Genomic DNA, 15,725 nt, shown 5'->3' with positions numbered 1-15,725 from the left:
TCCCCAGCTTGAAGGCCTTATGCATTACTGTTTATTCGGATTTTGTTTTAGTTCCTCAATAAGCTTCTCTACACTGGAAATAACCTTATATATCTCATCATCTATCTTCATATTGGGTCGACCCATGCGAAAAAAGGGACAGTGTAAATTATAATCGCTGATCTTTTTATCAATCCTTTGCAGAGTAAAGCGGCTTTCGGCATAGAAAAGGGCTTTCTTGCTATCAAACCTCTTTTCCGCTGGCGAACTATGTCCCTGGGAATAGAATATGGCAGTATAACGCTTAAAAAATTCTACTTCCTTCCGGAATTTATCTATTTCATGGTCAATTTCTTTACCCAGTTCAATCCAATATGGAGCAAAATCATTATCTTTTAAAATTTTAAAGGTCATACGCAATTCCGGGGGCTCAAAAGGGTTCTCCTCCAAAGAAATAGGCTTTCCACTCCCTTCCAGGTTGTTGAATTCCCCACGCTCCTGGGCTTTGCGAATCTGGTTTTCCACCAGATCCTGGGTACTGCTCATATAACGGGCCAATTTTCTTCCCTGTTGGGCCTTAATTTTTATCTCTTCCTCAATAGACCTTTCCGCCACCGGCTAATCCTCCTTTAAAACTGAAAACCCGGTATGGTAGCATTACCTTCCCATTAACTATTTTCCTTTTTTGACTCCACTGCAAAAACCCCTTTTCTTGCATAAGGGTTGCATAAATATACAAAGCGAGCGTTGGCGAAGCATGGATGCAACACCCGGCGAAGGCGAGCGGCGAAAGGGGGCGAGCGACAGGACGTCGCGAGAGCGCTTCACCCTGCGGGTACTCCTGGTGTTCCACCCTGCGGGTGTCACTATTAAGGTTGCCGACCAGGATGGGAGATTAGCGCGGTACCCCTTGAGCCGCGAGACAAGCCGTAGGTGTTGCCCATGCGAAGCGCCCTGTCGGGCACAACTGATGCTCCCTTCGGTCGCTATTAAGGACGCTGGAGCGGTATATTTATACAAGCCAATGATATTAATAACTTTTTGCAGTAGAATCTTTTTGAATTAGTTACAATTCTTCTAAATCAGGCAATTCTTTGAGGCTGGTCAGGCCAAACACCTTTAAGAACTCCTCCGTGGTAGCATAGAGAATTGGTTTCCCCAGTACCGCTTTATGCCCCGCTTCTTGAATCAGACCTTTTTCCAATAAAGTATTGACTATTCTATCACTCTTAACTCCCCGTATCTGCTCTATTTCCAAGCGGGTTACCGGTTGGCGGTAAGCCACAATGGCCAGGGTATCCAGAGCAGCAGCCGATAGACGCTTTTTTTGCGGTTTCTCCATGCGGGCAAGTATGTCTGAATAGGCCGGGCGCGTACAAAGCAAATAGCCGCCATTAAGCTCAACTATCTGCAGCCCGCTTCTTATATTATTATTATACTCCAGAATCATTTCCAGTAATATTTCTTTTAATTCTAGCAGAGGGATATCCAGTATTTCCACCAGTTCATCCATTCCCACCCGACCGGCGCGAACGAAAAGAACTGCTTCCACCGCAGCTTTAATCTGATCCCGCATCAACATTTAGACCGCCACCTGTAAGCGTATTTTTATTTCCCCAAAGCTTTGTTCCTGAATAGCTTCCACCCTTTGCAAGCGGATTAATTCAAGCAAAGCCAAAAAAAAGGCCAGGGCTTCCCTGAGACTAATAACTCCCTGAAAAAGATCTTGTAAGACCAGCCCGGCTTTTCCTTGTTCCAGCCGTTCCACTATCTCCTCCATTTTTTCGCTGATATTCACATCTCCCTGGGGAAGCCTGAATTTCTCTTCCTGTTCAGGCAAATCCCTCAGCAGAACCTGAAAAGAGCGCCACAATTGAGCTGCATCCCCAACCAGTTCCTCAATCCCTGAGATTTCGTCCTCGCTATCACGAAAGAATACCCGGGGAAAGTCACCATTTTGATATGACAGTAAACACTCAGCCAGCTTTTTATACTTTTTGTAGTCCAACAAGCGCTGCACCAACTCCGCCCGGGGATCAGAATCCTCTTCCTCGCTCAATTCCACTCTGCTGGGCAGCAACATCCGCGATTTCAGATTCAAGAGATAAGTAGCCATTATCAGGAAATCGCCCATCTGCTCCAGGTTAAATTCTCCTGTTTGCCGCAGGTATTCCATGTACTGGTCGGTTATGGTGGCTATAGGTATATCATATATTTCCAGTTGTTGCTCTTCAAGCAGATAAAGAAGCAAGTCCAGGGGTCCATGAAAGGATTCCAAATCTACTACATAATTCATATATTCCTCCTGACCGTGCTTAGCGGAGCAGCCTTAGAACACAATGGCATATAAAAGCGTATTCAAGAAACTGGCCAGAGGCAAGAAAATATAAGCTGCAGCTCCGGTTATGATAAGCAACAAGAGTATCAATGGCCCATAAGGCTCCAGGGAATAGACTATTTCCGCCCCGGAATCCGGCAATAAGCCGGCTACTATCTTGGAGCCGTCCAGAGGGGGTAAGGGTATCAAGTTAAAAGCCGCCAGAATCAAGTTAATATAAATCAAGGGGTGAATTAGATTTATAGTCATTATAGCCCATTCCTGTTCTTGAAACGGAAGCAGGTACTTGTAAGCCAGCATTCCCAGAAAAGCTAAGAGAATATTCATGCCCGGCCCCGCCAGTGAAACCAGCATCATACCTTGTTTCGGGCTTACATTTTTAAAATTATAGGGGTTTACCTGCACCGGTTTGGCCCAGCCAAAGTGAAATAAGAAAAGCATAAAAAACCCTATCCAATCAATGTGCGGCAAAGGATTAAGGGTCAGTCTCCCCTGGTAATAGGGGGTGCTGTCACCCAAAAGATCGGCTACCTTGCCATGAGCATACTCATGAAAGGTCAAGGCAATCATTATAGCCGGTAATGCTATTAACATTTCACTCAGCGACTGGATCATTATTAAACTTCCCTTCCATTATCCATTTTTCCGCCATCTGGAGTTCTTCCTCGCGGTTCTTAATTTCTCCATTGAGTTTCTTCTGGTATAATTCATCAAAGATGAGTCGGAATTCAGGCCCTTCTTTTAATCCCATCTTCTTAAGGTCAAAGCCGTTAATCTCTACTTTTACCTGCTCCTTGAGGTCGAGGTAGTTAACAAGCTTTTCCCAAAGCAGTTCATCCTTGATGGATAGGAGCAAGAGAACCATACTTTCATGGCTCCAGCCATCTAGCCTTTGATTCATATCACCTGGGAGAATTTCACGATTTTCCCGCAGGTATTCTACTATCTGCGGTACTTGCCGCGACTCCTGTATGGCTTTACGGGCATAATTGTCCAAATGGTAGCGTTTAATGATTTGGATTACCCGTTCTTCATTCAAGCCTGCCAGCAAAAGCATTAAATAAACCAGCCAACCCTTAATATTTTTCCCATAATAACGCTCCTCCCACCAGGTGATAATGATGGGGGTTCTCTTAATCATGGTCCGGCTTACTTTATTAAGGTCTATTTCCGGAATCATATACTCCCATACCCCGATTTCCATAATACGATCCAGGGCAGGAAGGGGATCTATCTCGCTGAGCAAGAGTATCAATTCCTGAATAATCCGCTTATAGCTAAGTTTACCCAGGAGTCTCCGCTCTATGGCATCCTTGGCAAAGCGCAGGGTATCATCCTCAATGGTAAATTTATAACGTTGCTCAAAACGGATGGCTCTTATTATTCGCGTTGGATCTTCCACAAAACTCAAATTGTATAGAATGCGGATAAGACCCTTTTCCAGATCTTTTCGTCCTCCAAAATAATCGATCAGGTCTCCAAAGCTATCCGGATTTAAGGCTATGACCAGGGTGTTAATAGTAAAATCACGGCGATACATATCCTCCCTGATAGAGGCCTTTTCCACCTTGGGCAGAGCAGCGGGAAACTCGTAGTATTCCGTTCGGGCAGTCGCTATGTCTATTTTTGTACCATCCGGCAATATAAGTGCCGCCGTACGAAAGCGCTCGTGGATTCTTGCTTTTCCCCCCAGATGCCGGGCCATTTTTCTGGCCAGTTCTTCCCCATCTCCTTCTACTACCAGATCAACGTCAAAATTGGGTACACGCAGGAAAAAGTCACGAACAAAACCTCCCACACAGTATACCCGGCTGCCAATAGATTCAGCCATTTCACCGGCCAGGCGCAGGGTAGCAATAAGCCTAGAAGGCATTCGTTCCTGCATAATGGCCAGGCAGTTCTGGTTTTCCTCCCCGGTGAAAGAATAGAGGACTTCATGATCCTCGGGGTAATCATCACCATGCAGAGTTCTCAATATGTCTGTACGAGATACTATTCCCATCAATCTATTATTATCAGTAACCGGCAGCCTGCCCACATCATATTCTACCATCATCCGTTGTATTTCACCCACCGGGGTATCTGGAGCTACGGAAAGAACTCCGCTGCTCATAAAACCTTTAATCGGGGCGTGGCCCAGATCGTGAATTTTGGCTTTGTCCACATCCCGGCGGGATATTACACCAATCATCTTTTCCCCTTCAACAACCGGCATTCCCGTATGCCCGTAGCGCAGCATGATACGACCAGCTTCCTCCATACTTATGTTTTGGGGAATAGTTTTTACCGGGGTTGACATTATATCACGAGCTAAAAGACCAGGCTGAACGGCTTTCTCCAACTCGGCCATGATAATCTCCCGCACTTCATCCGGGCTTTTTCCCTTAACAATTGCAGACGCGGCCCGGTCATGTCCCCTGCCGCCAAGCTTTCTCAAAACCTCGTTAACCTTTACATTATTGCTTCGGCTGCGACCGACTACATTTACCTTACCCTGCATTAGAGCCACAGCAAAGGCTACATCGCAGTTTTCTATTTCGAGCAAGCGGTAAGTTACCGTATCCAAACCAGGGATAAATTCGTTGCTGTCCCATAATGCTATTACAACATCAATATTTTTAATTAAATGGTGCTGGGAGGAATTGAGCAAGACATGCAACAACTCCCTTTGTTCGCCGGAAAACGGCTGATCCATAAAATTGGCCACCACCGACAGATTTGCTCCCCGGCTTAAGAGATAAGCTGCTGCGGATATATCTCTGGGAGTGGTGGAGTTGAACAAAAGACTACCGGTATCTTCGTAGATACCCAGAGCCAAAATAGTGGCATCAAAGGCACTCAGCTTAATACTGCGCTCCGCAATCTTTTCTACCAGAAGGGTAGTGACAGCGCCCACTTGCTCCACTTCACTAATACTGGCTGGCAAATCATCAAGCGATGGTGGGTGGTGGTCATAGACATAAAAATCTATACCTTCCTGCGAAGCCAGTTCTTTCAAATGGCCCAATCGATTAGCACTGGCAGTATCCACCACTATCATCCTTTTAACCTGTTTTAAATCTATTTCCTTGGGATACTTTATAGAAAAAAGGTCTTTGTACAGGGCCATAAACTGCCGTATGTTTTTTGAAAGTGTTCCGGAAAATACCTTTACTGCGCCCGGATAAAGCTTACCCGCAGCCACCATGGCCGCCAGGCCATCAAAATCCAGGGCATTATGTGATGTTATTATTTCCACAATAGTACTCCTCTGCTTAAGATAACTGCATTATATCATACCTGGATAAGCTTGCAGAGTTATGCGCTCAGAAGCAGAAAAACTATTGTTTTTAATCCGCAACTTTCCTATAATTATGGGCAAGCATTTTTTTCGGCAGGGGGTTACTGGGAAAGTGTATGAGAAAATAGAGAAGTATAGCGTTGAAGCGGTTTTTAATACCGGCTTTGAAGTTAAGGGGCAATGGAAAGATGATCTGCATAATATTCATTGCCGTCTGGTTTTTGATTTTGACAGCTTTAAAATTATTGAGGCTGAAGCCTGGGCTGAGAGTACTCCTTTTCCCATCTGTCCACAGGGGTTAAAAAGTATCGACCGTATTGTAGGAAGCACTGTAGGTCCCGGATTTAACCGCATAGTTACAGAGAATATTATGGAGAAAGAAGGCTGTGTTCATCTGGGCGAGCTGGTCATGAACTCGGTAAAAGCTCTGGTGCAGGCCGCTTCCCGCGACAAGCCGGAATGGGTGGAAACGGCGGATTATACCCAGCGTTGGAATGATTGGATACGGATGTACCAGGATCAGTGCATATTCTTTTCCCAGCCGGGTGTCTTCGAAAACTCCCAGGAAGAAATCCAGACAGCCTTCAGGAGCAAGAAATAGTATGAGCAGATGACAGAAGGCGGAAGGCGGATGACGGAAGGATGACTCACTGCAAAAACCCCTTTTGATGCAGAAGGATTGACTCTACTGCAAAAAACCCTTTTTGTTGCATGGGGTTGCATAAATATGCAAAGCGAGCGTTGGCGAAGCATGGATGCTTCACCCTTCGGGTACTCCTGATGTTCCATCCTTCGGATGTCACTATTAAGGTTGCACCGGCGAAGACGAGCAGGCGAAAGGGGGCGAGCGACAGGATGTCGCGAGAGCGCCTCACCCTTCGGGTACGCCTAGTGTTCCACCCTACGGGTGTCACTATTAAGGTTGCCTCCCATGGACGGGAGATTGGCGCGGTACCCCTTGAGCCGCGAGACAAGCCGTTGGTGTTGCCCATGCATAGACTGCGAGCGGAATATTTATGCAAGCTAATGCATAATTATTACTTTTTGCAGTGGAATCATATTTATACAAGCTAATGGATATTAATATATGTATCATGGGGACGAATAAGGTCGTTGCTCACAAGACAAACGAAACGTCCCCCTGGCAGGCTCCTTTAAGCCTTTCCGGGATAAGGTCGTTACGCAGTAAATCCTCATAGTCTTCTCGTTTTATAATCAACTCCGCCTGACCCTGCTTGACCAGCACCATAGCTGGTCGGGGCAGGCGATTATAGTTGCTGGACATGCTATAGTTGTAGGCCCCGGTAGCCAGAACCGCCAGGATATCTCCTGCCTCCACCCGGGGCAGCTTTATATCCCAAATTAGCATATCCCCTGATTCACAGCATTTACCGGCGATAGATACCGTTTCTACGGGTTTTTCTTCCGCTTTATTGGCCAGCAGGGCCTGGTATTTGGCCGCATAAAGAGCCGGGCGGGGATTATCGGTCATCCCCCCATCTACGGCCACATATTTGCGTATACCTTTAACTTCTTTGCATGAGCCGAGCGTATAAAGGGTCAATCCAGCCGGGCCAGCAATAGCTCTCCCGGGTTCAACAATAATACGGGGTACTTTTAGTCCATGCTGCCGGGCTTTTTCCTGGACTACCGGCATAACCGCCTTGGCCCATTCTTCCGCTTTACGGGGTTCATCTCCAGCAACATAGTAAATACCCAAACCCCCTCCCAAATTCAGTTCCTCCAACTGGCATCCACTTCTTCTCTTTATTTCCGCCCAAAAATCCATCATTGCGGAACTGGTATATCGAAAGGATTGCATGGCAAATATCTGTGAACCAATATGACAATGCAGGCCAACCAGCTTAATTCCAGGCATGGATAAGGCCTTCTTGACCCCTTCCAGCGCCTGCCCATCAGTAAGAGTAAAACCAAACTTGGAGTCAATCTGCCCGGTTTGGATATATTCATGGGTATGGGCCTCAACTCCGGGAGTAACCCGCAAGAGTATCTCCTGTTGACAGTTCTCCTCAGTACAAAGCTGGTTTAAAAGTTCCAATTCATAAAAGTTATCCACTACTATCCGGGCTACCCCGACACGGATAGCCATGCGCAATTCTTCCCGGCTCTTGTTGTTGCCGTGGAAATAGACTTTTTCCATGGGAAAACCGGCTTTTAACGCCGTATAAAGTTCGCCTCCGGAAACCACATCCAGGCCCAGGCCCTCTTGCTCCACTATCCTATAAATGGCCATGGTAGCAAGGGTCTTACTGGCATATAGCACCTGGGAATCACCATAGAGCGAGAAAGCGTCCTTTATATTCCGGCAATTTCGCCGGAATCCCTCCTCATCTATGATCCACAGGGGGGTGCCAAATTCGCGGGCCAGATCCACTGTATCCATCCCGCCGATTTCCAAATGACCCTGGCTATTTATCTTCATGGTTCCCGTCAAATACAACTCCTTCACACCTCTCCAAACACAAATAAATTGTGGTCATCTTATCATCCAACCCTGGGGAGCGTCAACAGCAAGCGGTAAGAATACATTATACAAGTATTTTTTATCTATTCCCTGCTGTCAGCCATTACATCTCCTTTTTCCCCTCCTCATCTTTTTGCTGAAGTTTTAATCTGTCAATCTCCATCTGCAATTTCTTATTGCTGACGGTAAGTTCCCTAATTTTACTGGCAATCTGAAAATAGCGTACACTATCCAGGAGAAAAGTGAGCAAAGCCCCACTACACAAAGTCAGTAATATAACCAGGGCCAGGGAAATTTCCGGTGAAACCCAGTTTAAAAAATGTACTTTCACCACAGCGGTATTTTGGAAAATAAATACTCCGGTTATAAGAGCGATAAACAGGGCAATAAACAAATACGCGCGCATATACGGTCCCCTTTCCGCTTCTTTTACAACGACCCAGTCCGCACAGATATTTTCACTGAGTAAAAAAGGGACTTCATTAATGAAATCCCTTTAAGACCTGGTTAAAGTCCCTCATTACAGTCTTTAGGAAAGCTGAACTAATCCCTCATGAGTGCAACCTTAATAGCGACACCCGAAGGGTGGAGCACCAGGAGTACCCGACAGGGTGCAGGATGCAGGGTAAAGGAACACTACCATTCCATCTTCCGTCCTATGCCCTCTGCTTTATATCATAGTATAAAGGACTGGCAATAAATATGGATGAATAGGCTCCAACAACAAAGCCAATCAACATAGTTAAAACAAAAATCTTAATAGTTGAACCGCCAAAAAGGTATAAGGTTACCAGGGGAAATAATACGGTAAGAACCGTATTTACCGAGCGGTTCATAGTCTGCATAATACTCTTGTTAAGCAAAGTAGTCAGGTCATCCCTCGTTTTTAGCCGCAGATTCTCTCTAATCCGGTCAAATATAACTATGGTATCATTTATGGAATAACCTACTATGGTAAGTATGGCTGCAATAAATGCTCCATCAAGCTCCCATTGAAAGATGGAGAATATCCCCAGGACTATCAAGACATTATGGAATAAAGCCACTACAGCCGCAACTCCAAAAGTCCACTCAAAGCGAAAACTGATGTATACCAGCATCAATAGCATAGCTATTAGTACCGAGAGAACGGCGTTTCTGGTCAATTCACTGCCCATGGTAGCTCCAACGCTTTCGGCACTAAGGTACTCCACATTTTTAAATTTGGCCGCAAATGCTTTATTAATCTGCTCCGTCTGTTCCTGATTCAATTCCCGGGTACGGATTAGGAATTCATTGCCGCTTTTTTGAATAGAGGCCTGATCAATAAACTTAAACTCCTCAATAGTTGAGCGAACCTCAGCCGAAGAAACCGCCGCATCCATCTTGAAGCGTAAAAGAGAGCCTCCTTCGAAATCAATGCCCAGTTTGAACCCCTGTACGAATATGGAAATCAGTCCCAGGATGATAAGTATGGTGGAAAAAATAAAAGAATACTTTCTGTTCTGTATAAACTGCACTCTTTACACCTCCTTTTTATACCCCATATAGTTTATGATTCTTGGACAAATCAGCGGATAATACCAGCAAATAGCGGGTAAAGGTAAGTACTACCAGCATACTGGCAATAATACCTATGGAAAGAGTTACGGCAAACCCCTTGATTGGCCCGCTGCCGAAATAGAGCAGGACGAAAGCGGCAATCAAGGTGGTCAGGTTGGCATCGAATATGGTCCAGAAGGCGCGATTAAATCCAGCTTCAATGGCAGCCTTCAGGGTCTTGCCCCAGCGCAATTCTTCCTTGATTCTCTCGTAAATAATGATATTGGCATCAACCGCCATACCGATAGATAATACGAAGGCCGCTATCCCTGGCAAGGTTAATACAGCACCAAACAGGGTCATAGTACCTAAAACCAGAATCGAATAAAGAACTATGGAAATATCGGCTATAAACCCGGGCAAACGATAATACCCCAGCATAAAAATCAGAATAGCAATAAGACCGGCGATTCCAGCTTTCACACTCTTACTCAAGGAATCACTTCCCAGGGTAGGACCAACTGTCCTCTTCTCCAGTATCTTAAATGAAACCGGTAAAGCACCGGAACGCAGTAATACTGCCAGGTTCTCTGCTTCCTTGGCGGTAAAGTTACCAGTTATCCTGGCACTTCCATCGGTTATCGGGCCGGATACAGTAGGAGCACTGATGACCTTGCCATCAATAACTATCATCAGCGGTTTATTGACATTGGCGGTGGTAGCATCAGCAAAAAGCTTGGCCCCTTCTCTATCAAAGTCAATGGCAACTTCAAAACCCTGGCCTTCACCGCTGGCTCTGGCCTGCGCTTCCTTCAGGTGTTTTCCGGTTACCAGCACCTTGCCGCTTTCATCCCAGAACTCAAGCTGGGCCGTGTTTTTAATTATATTTACCGCTTCTTCCGGATCATCTATCCCGGCCAGTTCCACCACCACCCGGCGTTCACCCTGGGGATAAATCAGCGGTTCACTGACCCCGAGCTTGTCCACCCGGTTTCTAAGTATACCTACGGCCTTGTTTATAGTATCGGCGCTTATCTTCTGCCCCTCTTTTTCCTGGGCCTCCAGAACCACATGCAGCCCACCCCTTAGATCCAATCCAAGATTCAAGTTTTTCAAAATGGGATGGTAAGCAAAATAGGTCAAAGCACCAAGGGCTACAATAATAGCTAGAATTACTGCAACGCTGAAATTCTTTTGCAACTTCAAAAATCCTCCTTTCAGAACTCCTTAATTATAGTAATTGCACCCCGTTTATCACCAGTTCAAATTCACAACCTAAAAAACCGGCCGCCCGGCGGCACAAAAGCATACGGCTCATAAAAATCTCAAAGTATTCCATTACCGGGCAAATACTGGTGTCAATTACGAGTTCCATAGTAATAACCTTCTCGTTTTCATCAATATTCAAAGTAGAGCGCTCCACGGCATAATTAACCCGGTCATGTATATCAAAAGTAGCTACATCCGGATTCCTGACCCGGTTGCGATGAACGTGGGATTTATCCGCCAGTATCAAGGCCGCCGCCACTTCGTTTACCGGATGACCGCTGCCTTCATCGTGATTGCCTATGGCCGCAGTAATTATAGCTGCTTCCTCTGGCACCATACCCATCCGCCGGAGTATCTCCATCGCCATCAAGGCCCCACTCTGGCTGTGGCCGATACGGTTAATTACATTACCTATATCATGCATATAGCCGGCAATCCCGGCCAGTTCGGCCAGGCGTTCATCGTAGCCCAGCTTTATCATGATATCCTTGCTCAAAGCCGATACCAGAGAAAGGTGCAGCTGGCCATGGTCGGTGTATCCCATCACGCCCAAATGCTCATTACCTTTTTGAATAAAAGTGTTGATTATGGGGCTGGATCTGACATCTTTAAGAGTTACCATTAAACTACTCCTCAACCTTGTAAGCCACCGCTTTTTTGACCATTTCTATTTCCATATTATCAGCGACTTTAAGCATAATTGTGTCCTCTTTGACTCGGCCAATTTCTCCTCTAATGCCGCCTATGGTAACCACCCGGTCACCTTTTTTCAATTCTTCTACCATTATCTTATGTTTCTTCTCCTGCTTTTTCCGGGGCAAGATGAGGAAAAAGTAGAATATGGCCAGGAACAAACCAAAGTAAATAGCTATTGTCATCCATTCCGAACTTCCCTGTGCAGCCAAATTATCACTCCTTAAATTTAGTAAAACTTTAATAATATTCGCCGCTCAATGCTTAAATCCTTCTAAACGCTGATATAATTATGGAAAAACTCCCGGTAAAAGCTGGGGAATTCTCCTTTTGCTAAGGCCGCTCTAATACCGGCCATTAATTGGAACAGGAAAAATAGATTGTGATAGCTAATCAATCGCTGAGCCAATATTTCCTCAGCCTTAATCAAATGCCTGATATAGGCCCGGCTATAATTTTGGCATACATAACAACTACAGCCCGCATCAAGGGGAGAGAAATCCGCCGCATAAAGAGCGTTGCGTACTGTTATCTTACCCCCGGCAGTATAGGCTGTTCCATGCCGGGCCAGCCGGGTCGGTAAAACACAATCAAACATATCCACTCCTAGCCTGACCCCTTCCAGCAAATCCTCGGGAGCACCCACTCCCATAAGGTAACGGGGCTTTTCCCGGGGCAAGATCCGGGTGGTTACTTCCAGGGTAGCATAGAGCATTTCCTTGGGTTCGCCGACACTCAGACCACCTATTGCATAGCCGGGGAAATCCAGAGCAACCAGCTCTCCCACACTCCTCTCCCTTAATTCGGGATAAACACTGCCTTGTATAATCCCAAATAACACCTGCTTATCATTATTATGAGCCTTTTTACACCTCCCGGCCCAGAGACTGGTCCTCTTCACCGCCTTTTCCGCTTCCTCATAGCTACAAGGGTAGGGAGCACACTCATCAAAGCACATGGCTATATCCGCCCCGAGTTTTGCTTCAATCTCCATTACCTTTTCGGGAGTGAGGAAATGGCGCGAACCATCGATATGGGAATGAAACCAGACTCCATCATCGTTAATATCACGCAATTTGCTCAGGCTAAAGACTTGAAATCCCCCACTGTCGGTCAAAATACCTTTCTTCCAGTTCATGAAGCGATGCAGGCCGCCGGCCTGTTGTATCAGTTCACAACCGGGACGCAGGTACAGGTGATAGGCATTGGCCAAAATAATACCGGCTCCGATTTCATATAAATCCTCGGGGGTGAGGGTTTTGACCGTTGCCTGGGTACCCACCGGCATAAATATTGGGGTATCCACAGTAGTATGAGCAGTGCTTAAGCGGCCCAACCGGGCCGCAGATGTCTTATCCTCTTGCAGCAGTTCAAATTTAAACATCCAGTTCAGCCTCAATACCTCGTTATATCACCAGCATGGCATCTCCGTAGGAAAAAAAACGGTAACGATTCTCCACCGCGTGGCGGTAAGCCGCCAATGTGCTTTCAGTTCCCGCAAAGGCCGCTACCAGCATCAACAAGGAAGAAGCGGGGAGATGAAAGTTGGTCAACAATTTATCAATGGCCCGGAATTGGTATCCCGGAAAAATATACTTATTCGTTTCACCTTTCCCGGCCACAAAACCACAATCTTCATTATAAACGCTTTCCAGAGTTCTTACCACCGTTGTTCCCACCGCCACTATTTGTCCTCCGCTTTCCCGGGTTAAGTTAAGCAAGGCCGCCGCCTCTTCTGCTACCTCGAAATACTCAAGATGCATAGTATGCTGGCGAATATCTTTGTTCTTCACCGGTCGGAAAGTTCCCATCCCCACATGTAAGACTATCCGCACAATATTAATCCCCTGAAGAGCAATATCTTTTAACAAATCGGGGGTAAAGTGCAGGCCCGCTGTAGGTGCGGCCACGGAACCGCTTTTACTGGCATAAACCGTCTGGTACCTTTCCCGGTCCAGTTCTTCATCAGGGCGGTTGATATAGGGGGGCAGAGGGATATGCCCCTGTTCCTGCAACAAGGTATCCTCATTAATACCATTTAGAAAGCGGACCCGGCGTCCACCGGCAAATTCTAACTCTTCTACTATTTCAATGAGCAGCGGTTGATCCGGGGAAAGAAAAACCCGGCTGCCGACTTTCAACCGCCGGGCCGGCTTTACCAAAGCTTCCCAATCATCACCAAGCTTCTTTAGAAGTAGTATTTCCACCCTGGCCCCGCTTTCTTTATAAGCAAAAAAACGCGCCGGTATAACCCGGGTTTCATTCAATACCAGAGCATCACCCTTTTTCAGGTACTGGCCTATATCCTTAAAGACCCGGTCTTTTAAATCTCCGCTCTTTCGGTCCAGAACCAGCAAGCGGGAACTGTCCCGGTATTCCGCCGGATACTGGGCAATAAGCTCCGGGGGTAAATCATAGTGATAGGTGGATAGCCGGTAAATATCATCATTTTTGTCATGTAGCATTTATCTGTGACTCCAAATATTTATTATCAAGGTCAATACCAGGCGGGCCATATTTTCCATCTAACTTTCACCTTTTATCAAGCTTTCTTGCGGGAAGACTGGTAACGCTCCATTTCACTGTACAGGCAACCGCAATATTGCTGGCGGTACAGACCCATTTCCCGCGCTATAATCCCCGTCTGACGGAAACCCTCTCTAAAATCCCGGTACAAGAAAGGCAGCTCATACTTCTCCCCTATAGCTTCCCCTATTTCCCGGATTAATTCATGTTTCTGGTACTTGCTCACCAGCAAGGTGGTGGTGAAATAATCGAATTTCCCTTTGCGGGCAATTTGGGCCGCCTGTTCCAATCTCATTTGATAACACAATAAACAGCGGCGGCTTTCCCGGTAGGTAATATTCTGAAAATAGTCTACCGGCTTGTAATCAGGCTCGAAAATAACCTTTAATTCAACCTGCCGGGCATAATCCTCCAGGGCTTCTTTTCTTTTCTGGTATTCCGTAAAGGGATGGATGTTGGGGTTGTAGAAATAGCCCATCAGCTCGAAGCCTTCCTCCCGCAAACGCGGAACGGGATAGCTGGCACAAGGCCCACAACAAATATGCAACAATACTTTGCTCATGCCTTTACCCCCAATAAGCAGACCGCCTATTCATCCGAAAACAGCCCTTTTCCCTGCAAATTCCCTTTCAGCGGATAGCCCAGGTGATGGTAGGCGTGCTCGGTAGCCATCCTCCCCCGGGGAGTCTTCTGGATAAATCCTAACTTTAAGAGATAGGGTTCATAAACATCGCTAATGGTATCCGATTCTTCCGAAACTGAAGCCGCCAGGGTATCCAAGCCAACCGGTCCCCCGCTGAACTTTATGATAATTGCTTCCAAAATCATTCTATCCATTACATCCAATCCACATTCATCTATTTCCAGCATCTCCAAGGCCCATTTGGCCAGAGAAAAATCAATATTTCCATTACCTTTGACCAGAGCGTAGTCTCTTACCCTCCGCAACAAACGATTGGCCACCCGCGGCGTTCCCCGGGAACGCCCGGCTATTTCCGCGGCTCCCTCCTTATCCAGACTAATCTCCAGAATTCGGGCTGCCCGCAGGATTATCTCGCCAAGTTCAAGCGGTGTATAGAAATCCAACCGGCAGTTTATGCCAAAACGGTCGCGCAAAGGCGAGCTTAAAAGCCCGGGACGGGTAGTGGCTCCAATCAAGGTAAATGGCGGCAGGTCCAGGCGAAGAGTGCGGGCTGCCGGGCCTTTGCCAATAATTATATCTATGACGAAATCTTCCATGGCCGGGTACATTATCTCTTCCACATTACGGTTCAGCCGATGAATTTCATCAATAAACAAAACTTCACCCGGTTCCAGATTGGTAAGAATAGCCGCCAGGTCTCCCGGTCTCTCAATGGCTGGTCCCGAGGTCTTGCGGATGGGCTTGCCGATTTCGTTGGCTATTATGCTGGCCAGAGTGGTCTTGCCCAGACCCGGAGGACCACTGAGAAGGACATGATCCAGGCTTTCCTTCCGCTCCCGCGCGGCTGTGATAAATACCTCTACATTTTCCTTTACCTTTTCCTGTCCAATATATTCGGATAAGCGCCCGGGCCGTATTGAATTTTCGTTGTTGTCATCTTCGTCCAGTAGATGAGAAGAAATAAGTCTCTCTTCCAGCATACTCCCCCCTT

The 15,725-nt window shown here is 46.5% G+C and carries 16 protein-coding genes; 1 reads left to right on the top strand and 15 read right to left on the bottom strand.

Annotated elements, in window-relative coordinates; translation table 11 throughout:
* Positions 1–24: 24 nt before the first annotated feature.
* The 5 genes from AWB54_RS03550 to AWB54_RS03530 all read right to left on the bottom strand — a co-directional run bounded on the left by AWB54_RS03550 (position 25) and on the right by AWB54_RS03530 (position 5,555).
* Positions 25–594 (bottom strand): DnaJ family domain-containing protein, encoded by a 570-nt coding sequence (locus AWB54_RS03550; RefSeq protein ID WP_061213244.1) that lies wholly within the window; start codon positions 592–594, stop codon positions 25–27.
* A gap of 451 nt (positions 595–1,045) precedes the next feature.
* Positions 1,046–1,561, bottom strand: a complete 516-nt coding sequence (gene scpB / locus AWB54_RS03545; RefSeq protein ID WP_061213243.1) for an SMC-Scp complex subunit ScpB — start codon at positions 1,559–1,561, stop codon at positions 1,046–1,048.
* Positions 1,562–2,275, bottom strand: coding sequence for a segregation and condensation protein A (locus tag AWB54_RS03540; protein ID WP_061213242.1), 714 nt, complete (start codon positions 2,273–2,275; stop codon positions 1,562–1,564). It lies immediately after the preceding gene.
* 33 nt (positions 2,276–2,308) lie between these two features.
* Positions 2,309–2,932, bottom strand: coding sequence for a site-2 protease family protein (locus tag AWB54_RS03535; protein WP_061213241.1), 624 nt, complete (start codon positions 2,930–2,932; stop codon positions 2,309–2,311).
* Positions 2,913–5,555, bottom strand: a complete 2,643-nt coding sequence (locus AWB54_RS03530; protein ID WP_061213240.1) for a CBS domain-containing protein — start codon at positions 5,553–5,555, stop codon at positions 2,913–2,915. The genes AWB54_RS03535 and AWB54_RS03530 overlap by 20 nt, the downstream gene beginning before the upstream one ends.
* 154 nt (positions 5,556–5,709) lie before the next feature.
* Between AWB54_RS03530 and AWB54_RS03525 the strand changes: the two genes are divergently transcribed.
* A complete protein-coding gene (locus AWB54_RS03525; RefSeq protein ID WP_160328899.1) occupies positions 5,710–6,198 on the top strand; it encodes a DUF2889 domain-containing protein in 489 nt (162 codons plus the stop codon).
* Between the two features lie 516 nt (positions 6,199–6,714).
* On the opposite strand, the gene lysA is transcribed toward AWB54_RS03525, so the two are convergent.
* The 10 genes from lysA to ruvB all read right to left on the bottom strand — a co-directional run bounded on the left by lysA (position 6,715) and on the right by ruvB (position 15,714).
* Entirely contained in the window at positions 6,715–8,058 is a 1,344-nt protein-coding gene (gene lysA, locus AWB54_RS03515) for a diaminopimelate decarboxylase (protein ID WP_061213237.1), read from the bottom strand.
* A 127-nt stretch (positions 8,059–8,185) separates the two neighbouring features.
* Positions 8,186–8,488, bottom strand: a complete 303-nt coding sequence (locus AWB54_RS03510; protein WP_061213236.1) for a LapA family protein — start codon at positions 8,486–8,488, stop codon at positions 8,186–8,188.
* Positions 8,489–8,738: 250 nt separating this feature from the next.
* Complete coding sequence (secF, locus tag AWB54_RS03505; RefSeq protein ID WP_061213235.1) at positions 8,739–9,581, bottom strand: protein translocase subunit SecF; 843 nt, start codon at positions 9,579–9,581, stop codon at positions 8,739–8,741.
* 16 nt (positions 9,582–9,597) lie between these two features.
* Entirely contained in the window at positions 9,598–10,809 is a 1,212-nt protein-coding gene (gene secD / locus AWB54_RS03500; protein ID WP_061213234.1) for a protein translocase subunit SecD, read from the bottom strand.
* 25 nt (positions 10,810–10,834) lie between these two features.
* Positions 10,835–11,494 carry an HD domain-containing protein gene (locus AWB54_RS03495; protein ID WP_061213233.1) on the bottom strand — a complete coding sequence of 220 codons (660 nt, stop codon included), beginning with the start codon at positions 11,492–11,494 and terminating at the stop codon, positions 10,835–10,837.
* Between the two features lie 4 nt (positions 11,495–11,498).
* On the bottom strand, positions 11,499–11,777 hold the full coding sequence (yajC, locus tag AWB54_RS03490; protein ID WP_235811079.1) for a preprotein translocase subunit YajC: 279 nt from the start codon (positions 11,775–11,777) through the stop codon (positions 11,499–11,501).
* Positions 11,778–11,839: 62 nt separating this feature from the next.
* Entirely contained in the window at positions 11,840–12,949 is a 1,110-nt protein-coding gene (gene tgt / locus AWB54_RS03485) for a tRNA guanosine(34) transglycosylase Tgt (protein ID WP_061213232.1), read from the bottom strand.
* A 22-nt stretch (positions 12,950–12,971) separates the two neighbouring features.
* On the bottom strand, positions 12,972–14,030 hold the full coding sequence (queA, locus tag AWB54_RS03480; RefSeq protein ID WP_061213231.1) for a tRNA preQ1(34) S-adenosylmethionine ribosyltransferase-isomerase QueA: 1,059 nt from the start codon (positions 14,028–14,030) through the stop codon (positions 12,972–12,974).
* A 77-nt stretch (positions 14,031–14,107) separates the two neighbouring features.
* The gene (locus AWB54_RS03475) at positions 14,108–14,653 is read right to left on the bottom strand and encodes an epoxyqueuosine reductase QueH (protein WP_061213230.1); all 546 of its coding nucleotides are present in this window, start codon (positions 14,651–14,653) and stop codon (positions 14,108–14,110) included.
* A gap of 26 nt (positions 14,654–14,679) precedes the next feature.
* Entirely contained in the window at positions 14,680–15,714 is a 1,035-nt protein-coding gene (ruvB, locus tag AWB54_RS03470; protein WP_174520054.1) for a Holliday junction branch migration DNA helicase RuvB, read from the bottom strand.
* Positions 15,715–15,725 lie beyond the last annotated feature (11 nt).

Origin of the sequence: Syntrophomonas wolfei subsp. methylbutyratica, from assembly GCF_001570625.1 — a bacterium.
Taxonomy (GTDB): domain Bacteria; phylum Bacillota; class Syntrophomonadia; order Syntrophomonadales; family Syntrophomonadaceae; genus Syntrophomonas; species Syntrophomonas methylbutyratica.
The sequence above is the reverse complement of the archived record's forward strand: the minus strand, read 5'-3'. Positions and strand labels throughout refer to the sequence as shown.

What these genes read in the sequence shown, in the direction of transcription:
- scpB (WP_061213243.1), bottom strand. Translation starts at nt 1,561, where the DNA reads ATGTTGATGCGGGATCAGATTAAAGCTGCGGTGGAAGCAGTTCTTTTC.
- AWB54_RS03540 (WP_061213242.1), bottom strand. Translation starts at nt 2,275, where the DNA reads ATGAATTATGTAGTAGATTTGGAATCCTTTCATGGACCCCTGGACTTG.
- AWB54_RS03535 (WP_061213241.1), bottom strand. Translation starts at nt 2,932, where the DNA reads ATGATCCAGTCGCTGAGTGAAATGTTAATAGCATTACCGGCTATAATG.
- AWB54_RS03510 (WP_061213236.1), bottom strand. Translation starts at nt 8,488, where the DNA reads ATGCGCGCGTATTTGTTTATTGCCCTGTTTATCGCTCTTATAACCGGA.
- AWB54_RS03495 (WP_061213233.1), bottom strand. Translation starts at nt 11,494, where the DNA reads ATGGTAACTCTTAAAGATGTCAGATCCAGCCCCATAATCAACACTTTT.
- tgt (WP_061213232.1), bottom strand. Translation starts at nt 12,949, where the DNA reads ATGTTTAAATTTGAACTGCTGCAAGAGGATAAGACATCTGCGGCCCGG.
- queA (WP_061213231.1), bottom strand. Translation starts at nt 14,030, where the DNA reads ATGCTACATGACAAAAATGATGATATTTACCGGCTATCCACCTATCAC.
- AWB54_RS03475 (WP_061213230.1), bottom strand. Translation starts at nt 14,653, where the DNA reads ATGAGCAAAGTATTGTTGCATATTTGTTGTGGGCCTTGTGCCAGCTAT.
- ruvB (WP_174520054.1), bottom strand. Translation starts at nt 15,714, where the DNA reads ATGCTGGAAGAGAGACTTATTTCTTCTCATCTACTGGACGAAGATGAC.